Below are 16,067 nucleotides of genomic sequence, written 5' to 3'. Positions count from 1 at the left end.
CCGGCCGGACCGGTCACCAGCCCGTGTCCTCGTCGAGCGCCTCCGTGATGGCGTCCACGCAGTCCTGGTCGAGCATCGTCGTGACGTGGGCGTCCTGGAGACGGCCGAAGCCCGCGTCGTACACGGCGGCGCTGACGACGTAGCCGCCGTCGAGCGGGAAGGTACGGAAGATCCACTCGTCCCCGGTGCCCGCCGTGCCGTCCGGTCGCTGGACGCGCACCGGCCTGCCGTCCGGGCCGAAGCCGAACTCGGTGAACCGGAACTGCATCCCCTGCCCGATGGCCTTGCTGTACGCCTCCTTGAGGGTCCACAGCCGCACCAGCGCGCCGTTGCGTTCCGCTTCCGCCATGCCCGACAGCAGCACCGACTCGTAGGGCGTGCAGATGTGGCGGCCGAGGCCGCCGCCGTACATCTCCCGGTCGGCCCGCTCCGCGTCGACGCCGATCAGTCCACAGGTCGTCAGGCCGACGAGCAGCAGGTCCTCGGTGTGGCTGAGGCTGATGTCGATCTGGTCGCACCCCCGCAGGTACGGACGGCCGGTGGGCCCGTACGCCAGTTCCAGGTCGGCGGGATCACTGGCGAGCACCGCCCCCGCCGCGTGCTTGAGCAGCATCCGGGAGGCGATGTAGCGGTTGCGGACATCGGCGTGGGTCAGGTCCAGGAAGCGCGTCCAGTCGCGGCCGAGCAGTTCGCGGAGCCCGTCGCCGGACGGCAGGCCCGGCTCCAGGTCCCTGAGCCACGCGTAGACCAGCGCGGTTCCGTGGGTGGCGAGGTCCTCCCGGACCCGGTCCCATGACGTGCCCCCGGGAGCGACCGCCACGGGCTCGCCGAGCGGGGGGCCGAGCGTGGGACTGCCCGGGGCGGTCATCGGCGGTACTCCTTCACGAGGGTGTGGATGTCGCGGAGGCTGCGCGCCTCCATCAGACGGTGCACCGGGACGCGGTGGCCGGACTCCTCGAGGAGCGCCACCAGCCGGAGCAGGTTGAGGGAATCCCAGCCGGGCAGGTCCACCAGTGCGGTGTCGGCACCCGCCGGTCCGGGGAGGTCCAGGCCGAGGTCGTCGCGGACCGCCCGGAGGAAGACGTCGACGTTATCGAGACTCATCCGCCGTCCTTCTCCCCAGGGTCGCGGTGACGCGCACGTGCCCGGGGACGTCCGGCGCCCGCGTCAGATCATGGTGGAACTCCACCCACGTGTCCTCGCCTCCTGCTGGAGCAGCCCGCTCCGTGAACCCGCAGGAGGGGTAGAAGCCACGGACGCGGTGGTTGCGCGCGGTCGGTAGGTAGCGGGCGGTCACGGCGGACAGCCCGAGATCGCGGGCGTGGGCCAGCAGCACCGCAAGGACGGCCCGTTCGATGTCGCGGCCGAGCACGCGGCAGCTGAGCCACATGCCGTCCAGGCGCAGCGCCCCCGCCTCGAAGGTGCCGAGTACGGCCGCGACCAGGCCGTTCGTGCCGAACCGGTCGGCGGTGCGAGCGGCGAGCAGCAGCCTGTCCGGGTCTGCGGCCAGCGCCGCCAGCTCGGACTCCTGGTGGCCCCCGCCGGTGAGGTTGAACTGGTTGGTGCGCAAGCTCAGCTGGGACAGGCGCGCGAACTCGTGGGCGCGGGGCGGCCCGAGGTCGAGGGTGACCTCCAGCGCCCGCAGGAACTCCTCGTGCGAGGTGCCGGCGTTCAGCAGCGCCCCGCGCTCGCGCCGGCGGTGGTACTCGCCGGTCCGGGCCCGGTCCTCGTCGGTGAGGTGCAGGGTGTCGAACCAGCCGTCGGCGAGCAGCCGCGTCACGTGCAGCGCCGGTTCGTCGTCGAGGGGCACGACGGCCACCTCGGGCGCGCCGTGGCGTGCGCGGGCCCGTTCGGCCGGTGAGTCGTCGGCGAAGACCAGCGCGTCGGCGCCGAGGTCCAGCGCGCGTGCGATGTCGAGCAGATTGCCGTCCTTGGGACTCCAGTTGGCGTTGATCCGCACGAAGTCCTGCTCGCGCAGCGTCATGTCCGGGTGGGTGCGCAGGGTCTCCAGGACCGGTTCCTCGTCGTTCTTGCTGCTGACGGCGAGCAGCACGCCCTGGGAGGCCAGTTGGCGCACGCACCTCTGGAAGGCCCCGAAGGCTTCGCCGCGCAGCGTGCCGGCGGCGGCGATGCCGTCGGGTCCGTCCTCGCCGAGCACCCCGTCCCACAGGGTGTGGTCGAGGTCGAGCACCAGGCACTTGCGGACGAGGCCTCGGACGGCACGCGCCAGGTGGGCCACTTCGCGGGCGTAGGCGGCGAGGAGTCCGGCCCCGAGCCGCACCTTGCCGTAGCGCTCCAGCCGGGGGTCGGTGACGGGGCCGCCCTCGCCCACGAGGGGTTCGAGGTCGATCACCACCAGCCGGTCCGCGGACTCCGTCAGTCGCAGGAGCCGGGCGTTGAACTCCCGCCAGATCGCCCCGAGCCGGGCCCGGGAGCGGTGGTCGACCAGCTGCCGGCTGTAGGAGAGGGGCAGCGGCAGCGTGTTGAGCACGAGCGTGCCGGGGACCGCCTCGGCGAGTGCGGCGCACCGGTACAGGGCCTCCTCGCCGGCCGCCTCCACGTCCTCGGGCCGCCACACCGCCGGGACCTGCGCGAACACGGTCTCTGCGTCGAGCAGGCACAGGGTGAGGTCGGGGGCGGCGGTGCGCAGGGGGCTGCCGGGGTCGGTGAGATCGCGCAGGTAGGTGCCGTACTCGCCGGGCACGGGCCGCAGCAGCAGTCCGTGGCGGGCCAGCTCGCCCGTGAGGGGGTCGATGACGTGGCCGACGGTGGACTGGCCGGTGACGGCGACGGTGACGACGGGGGTGTGCGGGTGGTGGGCCAGTACGGCGTCGGGGTCGAGCCGGGCGAGCAGGCGGCCGGCTTTCGCCAGGTCGCCCGCGCCGCCGGCGCCGTGGAGGCCGCCGGCGCCGTGGAGGCCGCCGGCGCCGTGGAGGCCGCCGGCGCCACCCGGGTCGGCGTCCTCGGCGAGGAGCGCCGGCACCTGGTCGTAGGCCTTCTCCAGCAGTCCCCGCGCGTGCAGTGCGCGCAGGCGGTCCATTGCGTCGGTCATCGGTGCCTCACACCTTCTCCAGGGCGAGCCCGGCGCGGAACCACCGGCTGGATTCCACGCACAGCGCCAGCGCCCGCGAGCCCGGGGTGAACGCGGGCATGAGCCGGTCCAGTTGGTGGAACGGCAGGGCGTTGCCCGTGTTGCCGGTCTCGCAGACGCAGGAGACCTCCCGTGCGGAGAAGGACGGCAGCTGCTCCACGATCCGCGCGGTCATCCGCGCGGACAGCTGGGGCGGCAGCAGGAAGCCGATGTCATCGAGGTCCCAGCCGAGGCCGCCGAGGAGTTCCCAGAGGATCTCGGCGGTGATCTTCGGCACGTGTTCCTCGATCGCCTTGTAGTCCTCGGCGAGCATGCGCCGGCCGGAGCGGCGGTCGGTGGTGCCGTACCAGTCCAGCAGCTGTCCCGGCGCGAGCCCCTGGCCCGTCCAGGAGTTGAGCACCGCCCGTACGGCGACGCGCTCGCCCTCGGGTTCGTCCGTGAGGACCGCGGCGCCCGCCCCGTCCCCGAACAGGACGTAGTTGACGAGCTCCTCGCGCGGCATCCGGGCGGCGTCGGGGGTGGCCGACAGGAACCGGTGGGTGACGTCCCCGCCGACGACCAGGCCGGCCCGGCGTCCGCCGCGGACGAGGGTACGGCCGAGGTCGACGGCCTGGATCGCACCGGAGCAGCCCGCCTGGATCTGGAAGACCGGCAGGTGGCCAAGGCCCAGCCGGTCGGCCACCTCACTGGCGGTGGTGGGCAGGAGGGTGTCGGGGGTGGCGGTCGCGAGGATCAGGAACTCGATGTCGGCGGGGTCGAGTCCGCTGCCGTCGACGGCCTGCGCGGCGGCTTCGGCGCACAGGTCGGCGAGGGTGCCGCGAACCTCGCCGGTGGCCGGGTCCCAGCCGAAGTGGCGGGTCCTGGTGCCGACGAAGAGGTCGATCCACTCCTCGCTGAGCCCCAGCAGGGCGGCCAGGGCGGCGTTGTCCACGGGGGCGCCGGGCAGCGCGGTGCCGGTCGCGGCCAGGTAGACGGTGCCGCGCTCGGCGGCCGTCGCGCTCATGCCGACCTCGCCATGATGACGTCGCCGAGGAACGCGGCGAGCGAGCCGACCGAGCGCAGCGCGGGCAGCATCTGCTGTACGGACACTTCGCCTGCGCGGGGCAGCCGGGCCTCGACCCGGTTCTTGAGCTGCATGATCATCACCGAGTCGAAGCCGAGGTCCTCGTGGAAGCGGGCTTCGCGTACGACGCGTTCCCTGGGGTGGCCGCCCACCTCGCTGACGGCCTCGACCACGGCCAGGAGCACCGGGTCGTCGTCGCCGGCGCGGGCCGCGGCCGGCGCGGGCACCGGCTCGTGCACCGGCGCAGGAGCCGGGGCCGGGGCCTGCCGGTCCCAGTAGCGGTGGGCGGCGGAGAACACGTACGGGGCGAGGGTTTCCACGACGCGGTGCTCGGGTTCGTACAGCTCCTCCCACCGCGGGTCCAGCCCGCACCGGTGGAGGGCGGCGACGGTCTCGGCGAGCTCGCGGCCGGTCGCGGCTTCACCGGGGGCGGGGTGCAGGAACTCCGCCCCGGCGGCGCGTCCGCCCCGGGCGGCGATCTCCAGCAGCCCGCTGCGCGGCCCGATCTCGATCAGGTGGGTCGGGGCGATGTCCGCGACGAGCGCTCCCAGCGCGGTGTCCATGAGCACGGGCTCCTCGATCTGGTCCGCCCAGTAGCCGGCGTCCATGGGTTCGTGGCGCAGCATCCGGCCGTACCGGGTGGAGGCCAGGGGCAGCGCGGGCGGCGCGCAGCGCACCGGCAGCGTCCGCAGGTCCGCCGCGGCCGGGGCGAGCAGGGGTGAGTGGAAGGCGTGGGCGACGGGCAGCGGTCTGGCCTTGGTGCCGCGCAGGTCCAGCTCCTTGGCGATGCGGCCCAGGGCGTCGACCGGGCCGGAGAGCACCGTGTCCGCGGGGCCGTTGAACGCGGCGGCCACCACCTCGGGCTCCCGGGCGAGGACTTCCGCCAGTTCGCCGGGGCCGGCGGCGACGGCGGTCATGCCGCCGCCCCGGGGCAGTTCGCTCATCAGCGCGCCGCGCCGGGCCACCAGTCGGGCGGCTTCGCCCAGTTCGAGCGCGCCCGCGGTCACGGCCGCCGCGTACTCCCCCAGGCTGTGCCCGAGTACGGCGGCGGGAGTGACGCCGAGCGAGGTGAGGGTACGGGCGAGGGCGTAGCCGACGGCGAACAGCGCGGGCTGGGCGAACTCCGGGCGGTGCACGCGGGTGTCGCCGCTGAGGATCAGCTCGCGCACCGAGGTCCCCAGGTGGCCCGCGAGGGCCTCGTCGGCCTCCCCGAGGTGGCGGCGGTAGGCGGGGGACTCGCGGTGGAGCCCGGCGGTCATCCCCGGGTATTCGGTGCCCTGCCCGGTGAAGAGGAAGGCGACCACCGGTCTGCCCCAGGGCCGGGCGGCGCCTCCGGCCGCGTCGGGGCGCGCGGCCGCCTCGCGGAGCGCGTCCACCAGCTCGCCGGTGTCGCGCACGGTGGCGGCGAAGCGGTACGGCAGACCGGTCTTGACCCTGTTGCTGCTCCGGCACAGGGTCGCCGCCGCGCCGCGCGGGCGCCGGGCGACCGCCTCGGCCTGCGCGGCGAGGTTGCGGCGCAGCGCCTCGGGGGTGTCGGCGCTGAGGGTGAAGACCCCGACGGCGCCCCGGGGCGCCAGGGCGCCGGTGGGCCGGGAGGTGCGGGGCGCGGCGGGGCGGGGGGCGCGGGGCGCGGTGGCCAGGACGGCGTGGGCGTTCGTACCGCCCATGCCGAAGCTGCTGACTCCGGCGAGGCTCTCCCCGCGCGGCAGCCGCATCGGGGACCCCAGCAGCCGCAGGCCGCGTTCCCCGAGCCGCAGCCGCGGGTTCTCCCGGCCGGCGTGGAGGCCGGCGGGCACGATGCGGTGGTGCAGGGCCAGCGCGGTCTTGATCAGACCGGCGATGCCGGCGGCGCCCTCGGTGTGGCCGAGGTTGCCCTTGACGGAGCCGATCGCGCAGGGCGTCCCGCGCTCGGTGCCGTGCACCGCGCCGAGCGCCGCGCACTCGATGGCGTCGCCCAGTACGGTTCCGGTGCCGTGGGCCTCGACGAACGCGATGCGGTCGGGGGTGGTGCCGGCCCGCCGGTACGCGGAGCGCAGTACCCGCTCCTGCGACCAGCGGTTGGGGGCGATGACCCCGTTGCTGCGGCCGTCCTGGTTGACGGCGCTGCCGCGCAGCACCGCGTAGACGCGCTGGCCGTCGGCGAGCGCGTCGTCCAGCCTGCGCAGCACCACCAGGCCGACGCCGTCGCCGCGCCCGATGCCGTCGGCGTCCGCGCTGAACGGCTTGCAGCGTCCGTCGGAGGCGGCGAGGCCCAGCTGTTCGTACACCAGGCCCAGTGAGGGCGACAGGACGATGTTCACCCCGCCGGCGAGGGCGGTGTCGCACTCCCCGGTGTGCAGGGAGGAGGCGGCGAGGTGGACGGCGACGAGCGAGGAGGAGCAGGCGGTGTCGACGGCGAGGCTCGGCCCGGTGAAGTTGAAGTGGTACGAGATCCGGTTGGCCGCCATCCCGGCGCTGCTGCCCGCGCCGAGCAGCGGGGTCACGCGCGCGAGGTCGCTCATGGTGAGCCGGCCCCACTCGCCGCCCATCACCCCGACGAACACCCCGGTCTCGGTGCCGGAGAGTTCGCCGGGGGCGCGGCCGGAGTCCTCCAGCGCCCGCCAGGCGCAGGGCAGCAGCAGCCGGTGGTGGGGGTCCATGGCGGCGGCTTCGCGCGGGGCGACGGAGAAGAAGTCGCTGTCGAAGACATCGGCGTCGTCGATGAAGCCGCCGCTGCCGCAGACAGCGGGGAACTCCCGGGCCTCCCAGCGCTGCGCGGGGACCGGACCGATGCCGCTCCCGCCGCGCATCAGCAGGTCCCAGTACGCCTGCACGCCCGCCGCCCCGGGGAACGCGCAGTCGATACCGACGATGGCGATGTCCCCCATCAGCGCTGGTCCCGCGCGGGCGCCAGGGCGGCGGACAGGGCGTCGGCGGCCGGGGCGGGGGCCGGGAGGACCTGTTGGAGGTGCCGGAGCAGGGCGGTCACGGTCGGGTGGTCCCAGAGCAGGGTGGGTTCGACCTCCAGGCCGAACTCGTCCTCCAGGTCGCCGCAGAGGCTGAGCGCCGCCACGGAGTCCATGCCGTACTCGGCGAGCGGTACGCCCGGGTCGATGCTCTCGGGTGCGCGGCGCAAGTAGAGCGAGAGCCGGTCCATCAGCCACTCGTGCGGCAGGACGCCGCCGTCCGCGGTGGTGTGCTGTATGCCGGTCAGGGCGCTGGGAACGGTCATCGTGGTCTCCTTGTGTGCGTACGGGCCGTGCGGCGGCCGCCGGGTCGACCGGGGCGGCGGCCGGGGTCAACCGGGGATCGTCATCCGGGGATCGGGGTGGAGTAGAGGTCGTAGCTGATCTGGGTGCTGAAACGGAGCTGGACCTCGTGCCGGATGCGCGTCTCGCACTCCGGCGGCAGGTCCGCGACCCGGGTCCCCAGCCGCCGGGCGATGCGGTGCAGCGCCGCGGCGGCCCAGCAGGGATCGGCGAGGAACGGGTCGGTCCCGTAGCGGCCCTGGTCCCACAGCCCCAGCACGGCGGCCGCCGCCAGGAGCAGCGCGTAACGGTCCATGAGGGCGAACCTCGCGGGCTGCGCCGTAGACGCGGACCCGGCCTCCTCCAGCCGCAGGACCCGCCGGCGCACGTCGCGCAGTTCCTCCACGAGCTGCCCGGCGAGGGTGCGCAGGGCGCGTTCGACGGGACCGCTGCCTTCGACGCCCGCGGCGACCACCAGCATCGACGCGGTGAGGGAGTCGCGGCCGCAGGCCAGGCTCAGCCGGTCGGTGCGCAGCGGCGGCAGGTCGCCGCGCAGCCGGAACAGCCCGACCGGCGCCTCGTCCTCGATGAACCACGAGCTGCGGGCCAGGCGCGGCATCTGCGGGATGACGGTGGCCTGGCAGGCGACGGTACCGGCGTGGCCGAGGCTGAGCACGGGCACGTCCCGTACGTGCTTCTGGAAGATCCCGAGGGTGCCCTCGCGGGTGTAGAACCCGGAGCCGAGGACGATCGACAGGTCGTACATGGTCTCGGTGAGCACCCGCGGCAGCAGGTACTTGAGCGCCGCCGAGTAGACGCTGGTCTCGGCGGGCAGCAGGTGCAGGGCCCGGGTGGCGACGACGGCGAGGCTGTCGTACAGCAGCAGGTTGACGAAGGCGTTGGTCAGCGCGGCGCCGGTCCTGCCGTCGATCCCGCGCCCCTGCCAGCCGCCGGAGTTCTCCCGGTCGAAGCGGACGGCGGTGCGCAGGCTGGTGTCGAGCGCCGCGACGGCGGTCGCGGAGATCACCGTGCGGCTGATCTGGAAGGACCGCAGGGCGGTCTCGATACCGCTGCCCTCGGGCCCCAGCAGGGCGGACTCGGGCACCGGGCAGTCGTCGAACTCGACGCCCGCCCAGCGGCAGCCGCGCAGCCCCACGTTGGTGCGGCGAGCGGCGACGGCCGTGCGGGTGTCGGTCAACTGCTCCGGGTCCAGCAGCAGCACCGAGTGGCTGCGACTGCCGGGGGCCGGGTCGGTACGGCAGAACAGGACCAGCGCGCCGGCCCGTTCCAGGTTGTTGACCAGCGGCTTGCCGCCGCTGATCAGGTAGCCGCGCGGACCGCGGCGGGCGGTGACCTGGCTGCGGACGTAGTCGTTGCTGTGGGCGGTCTCGTGCTGGGCGATGGCCGCCTTGCCGCCGCCGCGCAGCAGTGCGGCGAGCCGGTGGCGCTGGCGGGAGCTCCCGGCGGCCCACACGTCGGAGGCGGCCATGAAGGTGGTCATGCCGTGGCCCATGGCCAGGCCCACGTCCCGGCGGAGCACCGGGCGCATGATCCTGACCAGGGTGTCCATGCCGTCGAGGCGTCCGCCGAGGGCGCGCGGCACGTACTCGTCGGTGATCCGGAAGTCGTCGAGCAGCGCCTCGCCGGCGGCGAAGGGCACGGCGGCCCGGTCCGCTTCCAGCAGCGCGGTGTAGCCGACGGGGTTGGCCGGGTCGGAGGGGTCGCCGAACAGGGTCTCCAGCCGGGAGACGCGCTCGCGCACCTCGTTCTCCCGGCGGTGGGCCTCGCGGCCCTGCGCCACGGCCGGGTCGCCGAGCAGCGACGTCACCAACGCCGGCCTCCGTCGGCTCCTTCCGGCCGCAGCAGGTCCTCGCCGAACAGCACGTCGTCGGCGCGGGCCAGGGCCCGTACGTCCGGGGTGAGGACCTCGTACTCGCCGCGCACCACGCCGTCGAGGAAGAGGGTGCGCATCAGGGTGCGCTGCACCTTGCCGCTGCTGGTGCGGCGTACGGCGCCGGGCCGGACCAGCAGCACGTTTCCGGCCGGGATCTCGAACTCCTTGCCGATCAGCGCCTGGATCTTCTGCGCGACGGTCCGCAGCTCGGCGGAGCCGGCGCCCCGCACTTCCTGGATCAGGACGAGGTGTTCGCGGCCGGCATCCACGGAGAACGCGGCGCCCACGCCGAAGGTCAGGGCGGGACTGACGGTCCGGGCCGCCCACTCGATGTCCTGCGGGTAGACGTTGCGGCCGTTGATGATGATGACTTCCTTGAGGCGTCCGGTGACGTACAGCTCGCCGTCGTCGAACATGCCGAGGTCACCGGTGCGCAGGAAGCCGCTCTCCTCGTCGTTGAGGCTGGCGCGGAAGGTCCGGATGGTCTCGGTGGGCCGCTTCCAGTAGCCGCGGGCCACGCTGTAGCCGCGCAGCCAGATCTCGCCGACGGCGCCGGGCGGCAGCTCGTGGTGGGTCAACGGGTCCACGATGCGCACCTCGATGTCGACCGGCTTGCCGCAGCCGATCAGCGTCTGCACCCGCTCTTCGGCGCCCGCGCCGGCGGCCCGGTCCCGTTCCAGGGCGCTCTTGTCGAAGTCCTTGCGCACGTGCGGGGTGCCGGGGGTGCCTCCGGAGACGACGAGGGTCGCCTCGGCCAGTCCGTAGCAGGGGCGCAGCGCCTCGGGCCGGAAGCCGGCGGGGGCGAACCGTGCGGCGAACTCGTCCAGGCTTTCGGGGCGGACGGGTTCGGCGCCGTTGAGGGCGAGGCGCCAGCGGGACAGGTCGAGGGCGGCGATCTGCTCGTCCTTGACGCGGCGCACGCACAGGTCGTAGCAGAAGTTGGGGCCGCCGCCGACGGTGACGCCGTACTCGTCGATCGCCTGGAGCCAGCGCAGCGGCCGCTTGACGAAGGACAGCGGGGTCACCTGCACGCTGTGCGTGCCCAGCCAGACGGGGTGCAGGAGGTGCGCGACGAGGCCCATGTCGTGGAAGTACGGCAGCCAGCTGCCGAAGCGGTCCTCGCGGGTGGTGTGGAGCAGCTTCTGCAGGGCGGCCTGGTTGGCGAGCAGGTTGCGGTGGGTGACGGTCACGCCGCGCGGTTCGGAGACCGAGCCGGAGGTGTACTGGAGGAAGGCGTAGTCGTCCTGGCGTACGGTGACGGGCCGCCAGGCCTCGGGGTCGCCGATCCCGGGGACGTCGCTGACCACGCAGGCCGCGTCCGGACGGGAGTTGCGGGCGAGCCAGAGGGCGACCTCGGGGGCGGCGGCCGTCTCGGTGAGGACGACCTTCGCACCGGTGTCCTGCAGGACGGCGGTGGTGCGGTTGAGCCGCTTGTCACGGCCGGCCTCGCCGGGCAGTGGGACGGGGACGGCGACGGCGCCCGCGTAGAGGCAGCCGGCGAAGGCCTTGAGGAACTCGACGGTCGAGGAGTAGACGAGCAGGACGGGCTGCTCGCGCACCCCGTACTCCTGGAGGCAGGCGGCGATCCGTCTCGCCTCCCGGTCCAGCTCTCCGTAGGTGAGGTGTTCGGCCACCGTTCCGCCGGCGGTGTCGCGGAGGAAGATGTGCACATCCTCGTCGGCGAGTTCCGCCGCCCGCACGCGGAGCAGTTCGGTGAAGGTGGCGAAGCGTGACTCTGACATCCGCGGCATCCCCTCGCGTCTGCGGGCCCCCGTGGAGTGGCGGACCTCGTCTTCGCGCCGATGGTCCCCGTACGTCCTTAAGGGGCGCTTGCGCGCGTCGCACTCAGGGGGTGGCAGGGGTGCGCCGAGCCGGGGGGCGGGCGGGAGGCTCGTGGCATGGACACCAACACCGACACCGTCGCCGACACCGGGGCCCCGCAGCCGTCGGCGCTCGTCTTCCCCGGGATGCAGCCGACCGCCTTCTCCGAGGTCGCGAAGTTCATGCTGGTCAACCCGTACGCGCGCGAGCTGTACGCGATCGCGGACGAGGTGCTCGGCTACCGGCTGGCCGACCGCTACCAGCAGACGGAGGGCGACTACTCCCTCTACGGGCAGATCTCGTTCGTCGTGAACTGCCTGGCGCTGGCGCGCTGGGCGGCGGACCGGCTGGACGTCACCCCTGCCTTCGTCACGGGTCCCAGCTTCGGCGCGCGGGCCGCGGCCGTGCACTGCGGGGTCCTCGAATTCCCCGACGCGGTACGGATGACGGCACGCCTGGCGACCGTGATGGACGAGTACTTCGGGCAAGAGCACCCCGCCCTGGTGACCCAGTCGATCGCGCGGGTGCCGCAGGAGAAGGTCGAGCTGCTGCGGCAGGAGCTCGACGAGCGCGGCGAGTGGAGCGACGTCTCCTGCGTCGTCGACCACGACTTCACGATGCTCACCGTCCACGAGTCCGTACTGGACTGGCTCCAGCGGCGGATCCGGTCGCTGGGCGGGATGCCGATGTACACGATGAAGCCGCCCATGCACTCGTACCTCTTCGGCGGGCTGCGGGACCGGGTGGACGCCGAGGTCTTCGACGGCATGACGTGGTCCGAGCCCCGGCTGCCGGTGGTCGCCGACCAGGACGGCCGGGTGGTGACCACCGGGGAGGGCGTGCGCGGCATGCTCCTGGACGGTTTCGTTCGGACGGTGCGCTGGCCCGACGTGGTGGACACCCTGTCGCGGGCGGGGGTCGGCCGGCTGTACGTGTCCGGGCAGGACGGGCTGTTCACCCGGGTGGCCTGCACCACGCGCGCCTTCGAGGTGGTGCCCGTGACGCCCCGTTCCGCGATGCGGCCGGCGCCGCGCCGGATGCCGGTGGCGGCGGCGGCCGCCTGACGACCGACGCGCGGATGCCCGAAGGGGCCGGTGCCTTTCGACACCGGCCCCTTCGGCGTTCCCCTGCGCCGTGACCGCTACTTGCCGTCCACGGTGAAGGCGTAGAAGGTGCCGGTGGTCAGGTTGCCGGTGGTGCCGGCGCCCTGGCTGAACCGGGCATAGCCGTTGCCCCAGTAGACGGTGCCGTCGACGACGGCGGGACCCGCGTTGGAGGAGTACGGGGCGTCGAACTCCCACAGGTACTTGCCGGTCGCCGCGTCCAGGGCGTACATCGCCCCGCTGGTGGAGCCGCCGAAGACGACGCCGTTCGCGGCGGTCAGGGCGCCCCAGGCGTAGCCGTCGGTCTTGTCCGCGACCTGCCACAGGATGCGGCCGGTCTGGGGGTCGAGTGCCGCGAAGGAGCTGCGGGTGGTCGAGGCGCCGCCGGCCAGGGTGTACGGCATGCGGAAGAAGTTGGCCTCGGCGATGTAGATCCGGCGGTCGTCGTTGGCGGTGCCCCACTCGATGCCGCCGATGTGGCCGCCGGGGCCGGCCGCCGCGCTCCAGACCACGTCTCCGGTGGTGGCGTCGAGGAGCCAGTACTCGCCGCTCTTCTCCCCGGCGCCGATCACCTTGCGGGCGCGTCCGTCGGCCGCCTTGATCGTGAACAGGTGGGCGCCGTCGCCGAAGTCGTAGTCGTTGCCCGGGTTGGGCGGGCAGTTGTTGGGCGGGAAGCCGGGGATGCAGCCGGTGTTCCAGGCGTCGAAGCGGCCGGAGCCGGTGTGCCACTTGATCCGGCCGGTGGTCATGTCCAGAGCGAGCACCGAGTCGACGTAGTCGTCGGGCGCAAGGCACTGGGCGGGGGTGCCGCCGGCGCTCTGGCAGTCACTGGCCGTCTTGGGCACCGTGTAGTTGTTGCCGGTGGTGAAGTACACCGTGTTGGTCGACGGGTCCAGGGCCGGGGTGCCCCATACGGCCACGCCGCTGTATCCGCCGGTCTGGCCGCCGTTGTCGGGGACCGTGTACTGGCGCCACAGCAGGTTGCCGGTGGCGGCGTCGAGGGCGTTGACGCTGCCGCGGAAGGTGCAGCAGGGGTAGGCGGGGTCGAGGGCGCCCTCGGACTCGCGGGAGGAGACGCCCTGGTAGATCACGCCGTTGTGGACGACGGGCGACTGGGTCAGGACCGCCTTGTACTGCGAGTCGATCTGCTTGCTCCACACCGGGTTGCCGGTGGCCGCGTCGACCGACATCAGGACGGCCTTGTCCCAGTCGGCGATGTACACCCGGCCGCCGACCACGGTGGGGCTGGTGCGGGAGACCGAGTTCGGGTTGCCCGTGTAGTCGGACACCTTGCGCGACCAGATGGCGTTGCCGGTCTTCGCGTCCACCTTGTGCAGGTAGCCGCCCCAGTCGGGGAAGTAGACCGCGCCGCCGGTCACCGCGGGGGTGGCGGACACGTCGCCGTGGGTGGTGAACGTCCACTTGGCCTTGAGCCGGCCGACGTTCCACTTGTTGATGGTGTCTTCCTGCGGGTTCGACCGGCTGTTGCGGATGTCGTGGCCGCCGGTGGGCCAGGTCTCCGCGAGGAAGGCGGCGTTGGTGGGCTGCGTGGTGACGAGGGTCGCGGTCAGCGCCGCGATGGCGAGCAGGACGAACCTGCGGACCGCTCCCTGCCGTGACCAGGGTCTTGTGCGCATGGTGACTTCTTCTTCCGGGTGGTGACGGGTCCAGTGGTGACGGGTTCGGTGGTGACGGGTCCAGTGGTGACGGGTCCGGTGGTGACGGGTCCGGTGGTGGCCGGCGGGTGTCCTGGCCGGCCGTGTCCCGGCCGACCGTGCCCCCGTCGGGGCCGGGGCCGGGGTCAGCCGACCGGTACGGGCTTGCCGTGCAGTGCGGCGGCCCGTGCGGTGAGCTCCAGCCGGTCGGTCTTCTTGTTGGTGTTGAGCGGGAACTCGGTGAGGCGGTGGTAGTGGCGCGGGATCAGCTGGGAGGGCAGCAGCCCGGCCAGGTCCCGGTGGAACTCCTGCGGGGAGCGCTCCTCGCCGAGGTAGAAGGTGACGAGTTCGGTGCTGTTGGCGACGGGTACGCCGACCACCACCGCGCCGGTCACCGGGGTGCCGGCGCGCAGCGCGTGCTCCACCTCGGCCAGTTCGACGCGGTAGCCCTGCACCTGCACCTGGGAGTCCGTACGGCCCAGGTAGACCAGTTCGCCGCCGGACAGGCGGCGTACGCGGTCTCCGGTGCGGTACCAGCGGGCTCCGTCGCGCTGGAGGTACTTGCCCCGGCCGTCCTCCGGGTCGAGGTACCCGTCCGACAACTGCGGCCCGGACAGCCACAGTTCGCCCTCTTCGGCGGCGGGCTCGCCGTGCTCGTCGAGCAGGAGTTCCGCGTGGCCGTCGTGGAGCAGGCCGAGCGGGACCACGCCGTTGACGCCGAGCCGGGTGGACTCCTCGGGGTCCCAGCGGTGGCGGTGGGTGGTGATGGTCATCTCGGTGGGTCCGTAGACGTTGACCACCGCCGAACGGGGCGCCGCCTGCTGCCAGGCGTCCGTGTCCTGGAACTGCAGCGCCTCGCCTCCGAAGAACGTCCAGCGCAGGGAGGGCATGCTGCCCGGCACCAGGCGTCCGGTGCGCCGGGACAGGGAGATCACGCTGGGGGCGGAGAACCACACGGTGATGCCGTGCTCGGCCACGAAGCCGGGCAGGTCGCGGTAGGCGTGCGGGGACACGGAGACCAGCGGCGCGCCGACCGCCCAGGCGCACCACAGGTCGGAGACGGCCGAGTCCCAGTTCAGGTTGGCGGCCTGGGAGAAGACGTCGTCGGCGGTGAAGTCGTACCAGGTGTCCATCAGCGCGAAGTAGTGCGCCATGTTGCCGTGGGTCAGCCGGACGCCCTTGGGACGGCCGGTGGACCCCGAGGTGAACAGGACGTAGGCCACGTCGTGCGCGGCGGCGGACCTGGGGCCGGCCAGCGCCGTGTCCGTGCCGGCGGCGACCGGCCGCAGCCCGAGGGCCGACAGGTCCCCCGCGCCGGCCGGGTCCAGGTGTGGCGCGAGGACCGGGAGTCCGGCCAGCCCCGCGAGTTCGGCGGGCAGCCGTCCGGAGGCCGCGCCGAGCAGGGCCGCGCCCTCCTCGTCGACGATCAGCGCGGACACCTCGGCGGCCGCGAGCATCGAGGCGATCTTCCCGGCCGGGAAGTCGGCGAGGAGGGGCACCGCGGGGAGTCCCGCGTACAGGCTCGCCACGACGGCCACGTACGAGGTCACGCTGCGTCCGGCGACGATGCCGACGGCCTTCGGCGGGCCGCCCGGGGCGGCGAGCAGGGCGCCCGCCCAGGCCAGGGCCAGCCGGTGGGCCGTCGTGTAGTCGACGCTGTCCTTCCCGACCCGCACCGCGACGCCGTGCGGCGATTTCTCCAGACCGCGCAGGAAACGAGCGTGCAGCGCGGTCCGCGCCAATGGTTCCATTACCGCTCCTCCTTGCCGGAATTACCGGCAAGCTCTCGTCGGACAAAATCGGAGAATACACCGCGACATTGTGTACGCATTGGCCGGGCACATTTCCCGGGCGCATTGACACGCACCTGTATCAGCCGCATTATTTCCCGTATGCCAGAACTCGCGAATCACACCTGGGACGGCGCTTTCGAAGCCGTCGTCCGCCCGTTCCTGCCCTATCTCCAGGCGAACGAGAAGCTGACCGGTGACGCCCGGCTCCGGGACCTGGGCCTGGACTCCATGGGCACGGTCGAACTGCTCGCCGCACTGGAAAGCGCTTATGACGTCCGCTTCCTGGACGACGCCCTGAAACTGGAGAATTTCGCCAGCCCGGATGTGCTGTGGCGCACCCTGATGACCGAGACAGAATCCGCCGCGTGACATTTTCGATTTCCCGCCAGGCCCGGCCCGGATCACCTCCGAGTCGGGCCC

At 73.2% G+C, this 16,067-nt stretch carries 12 protein-coding genes; 2 read left to right on the top strand and 10 right to left on the bottom strand.

Features of this window, described 5'->3' with window-relative positions:
• Positions 1–13: 13 nt before the first annotated feature.
• From ACIA6C_RS29000 to ACIA6C_RS28965, 8 genes are all read right to left on the bottom strand, one after another.
• Complete coding sequence (locus ACIA6C_RS29000; protein ID WP_366080216.1) at positions 14–868, bottom strand: 4'-phosphopantetheinyl transferase superfamily protein; 855 nt, start codon at positions 866–868, stop codon at positions 14–16.
• Complete coding sequence (locus tag ACIA6C_RS28995; protein WP_361139370.1) at positions 865–1,104, bottom strand: phosphopantetheine-binding protein; 240 nt, start codon at positions 1,102–1,104, stop codon at positions 865–867. Before ACIA6C_RS28995 ends, ACIA6C_RS29000 begins: the two co-directional genes overlap by 4 nt.
• Positions 1,091–3,052 (bottom strand): HAD-IIIC family phosphatase, encoded by a 1,962-nt coding sequence (locus ACIA6C_RS28990; RefSeq protein ID WP_399280268.1) that lies wholly within the window; start codon positions 3,050–3,052, stop codon positions 1,091–1,093. The genes ACIA6C_RS28995 and ACIA6C_RS28990 overlap by 14 nt, the downstream gene beginning before the upstream one ends.
• A gap of 7 nt (positions 3,053–3,059) precedes the next feature.
• On the bottom strand, positions 3,060–4,094 hold the full coding sequence (locus tag ACIA6C_RS28985; protein ID WP_361139374.1) for a 3-oxoacyl-ACP synthase III family protein: 1,035 nt from the start codon (positions 4,092–4,094) through the stop codon (positions 3,060–3,062).
• The gene (locus tag ACIA6C_RS28980) at positions 4,091–7,021 is read right to left on the bottom strand and encodes a type I polyketide synthase (protein WP_399280266.1); all 2,931 of its coding nucleotides are present in this window, start codon (positions 7,019–7,021) and stop codon (positions 4,091–4,093) included. The genes ACIA6C_RS28985 and ACIA6C_RS28980 overlap by 4 nt, the downstream gene beginning before the upstream one ends.
• On the bottom strand, positions 7,021–7,365 hold the full coding sequence (locus tag ACIA6C_RS28975; RefSeq protein ID WP_399280264.1) for an acyl carrier protein: 345 nt from the start codon (positions 7,363–7,365) through the stop codon (positions 7,021–7,023). Before ACIA6C_RS28975 ends, ACIA6C_RS28980 begins: the two co-directional genes overlap by 1 nt.
• 80 nt (positions 7,366–7,445) lie before the next feature.
• Positions 7,446–9,209 (bottom strand): acyl-CoA dehydrogenase, encoded by a 1,764-nt coding sequence (locus ACIA6C_RS28970; RefSeq protein WP_399280262.1) that lies wholly within the window; start codon positions 9,207–9,209, stop codon positions 7,446–7,448.
• Positions 9,206–11,017 (bottom strand): fatty acyl-AMP ligase, encoded by a 1,812-nt coding sequence (locus ACIA6C_RS28965; protein WP_399280260.1) that lies wholly within the window; start codon positions 11,015–11,017, stop codon positions 9,206–9,208. The genes ACIA6C_RS28970 and ACIA6C_RS28965 overlap by 4 nt, the downstream gene beginning before the upstream one ends.
• Positions 11,018–11,173: 156 nt before the next feature.
• Between ACIA6C_RS28965 and ACIA6C_RS28960 the strand changes: the two genes are divergently transcribed.
• On the top strand, positions 11,174–12,160 hold the full coding sequence (locus tag ACIA6C_RS28960; RefSeq protein WP_399280258.1) for an ACP S-malonyltransferase: 987 nt from the start codon (positions 11,174–11,176) through the stop codon (positions 12,158–12,160).
• A gap of 77 nt (positions 12,161–12,237) precedes the next feature.
• Here ACIA6C_RS28960 and ACIA6C_RS28955 read toward each other — a convergent pair whose 3' ends face one another.
• Both ACIA6C_RS28955 and ACIA6C_RS28950 read right to left on the bottom strand, forming a co-directional pair.
• Entirely contained in the window at positions 12,238–13,836 is a 1,599-nt protein-coding gene (locus ACIA6C_RS28955; RefSeq protein ID WP_399280256.1) for a PQQ-binding-like beta-propeller repeat protein, read from the bottom strand.
• Between the two features lie 164 nt (positions 13,837–14,000).
• Positions 14,001–15,605, bottom strand: a complete 1,605-nt coding sequence (locus tag ACIA6C_RS28950; protein WP_399280254.1) for an AMP-binding protein — start codon at positions 15,603–15,605, stop codon at positions 14,001–14,003.
• A gap of 141 nt (positions 15,606–15,746) precedes the next feature.
• On the opposite strand from ACIA6C_RS28950, the gene ACIA6C_RS28945 reads away from it, so the two are divergent.
• Entirely contained in the window at positions 15,747–16,016 is a 270-nt protein-coding gene (locus ACIA6C_RS28945) for a phosphopantetheine-binding protein (RefSeq protein ID WP_361139394.1), read from the top strand.
• Positions 16,017–16,067: the final 51 nt, after the last annotated feature.

The organism is Streptomyces sp. NPDC051578 (assembly GCF_044454045.1).
GTDB lineage: Bacteria > Actinomycetota > Actinomycetes > Streptomycetales > Streptomycetaceae > Streptomyces.
This window is presented reverse-complemented; position numbering and strand designations above follow the sequence as displayed.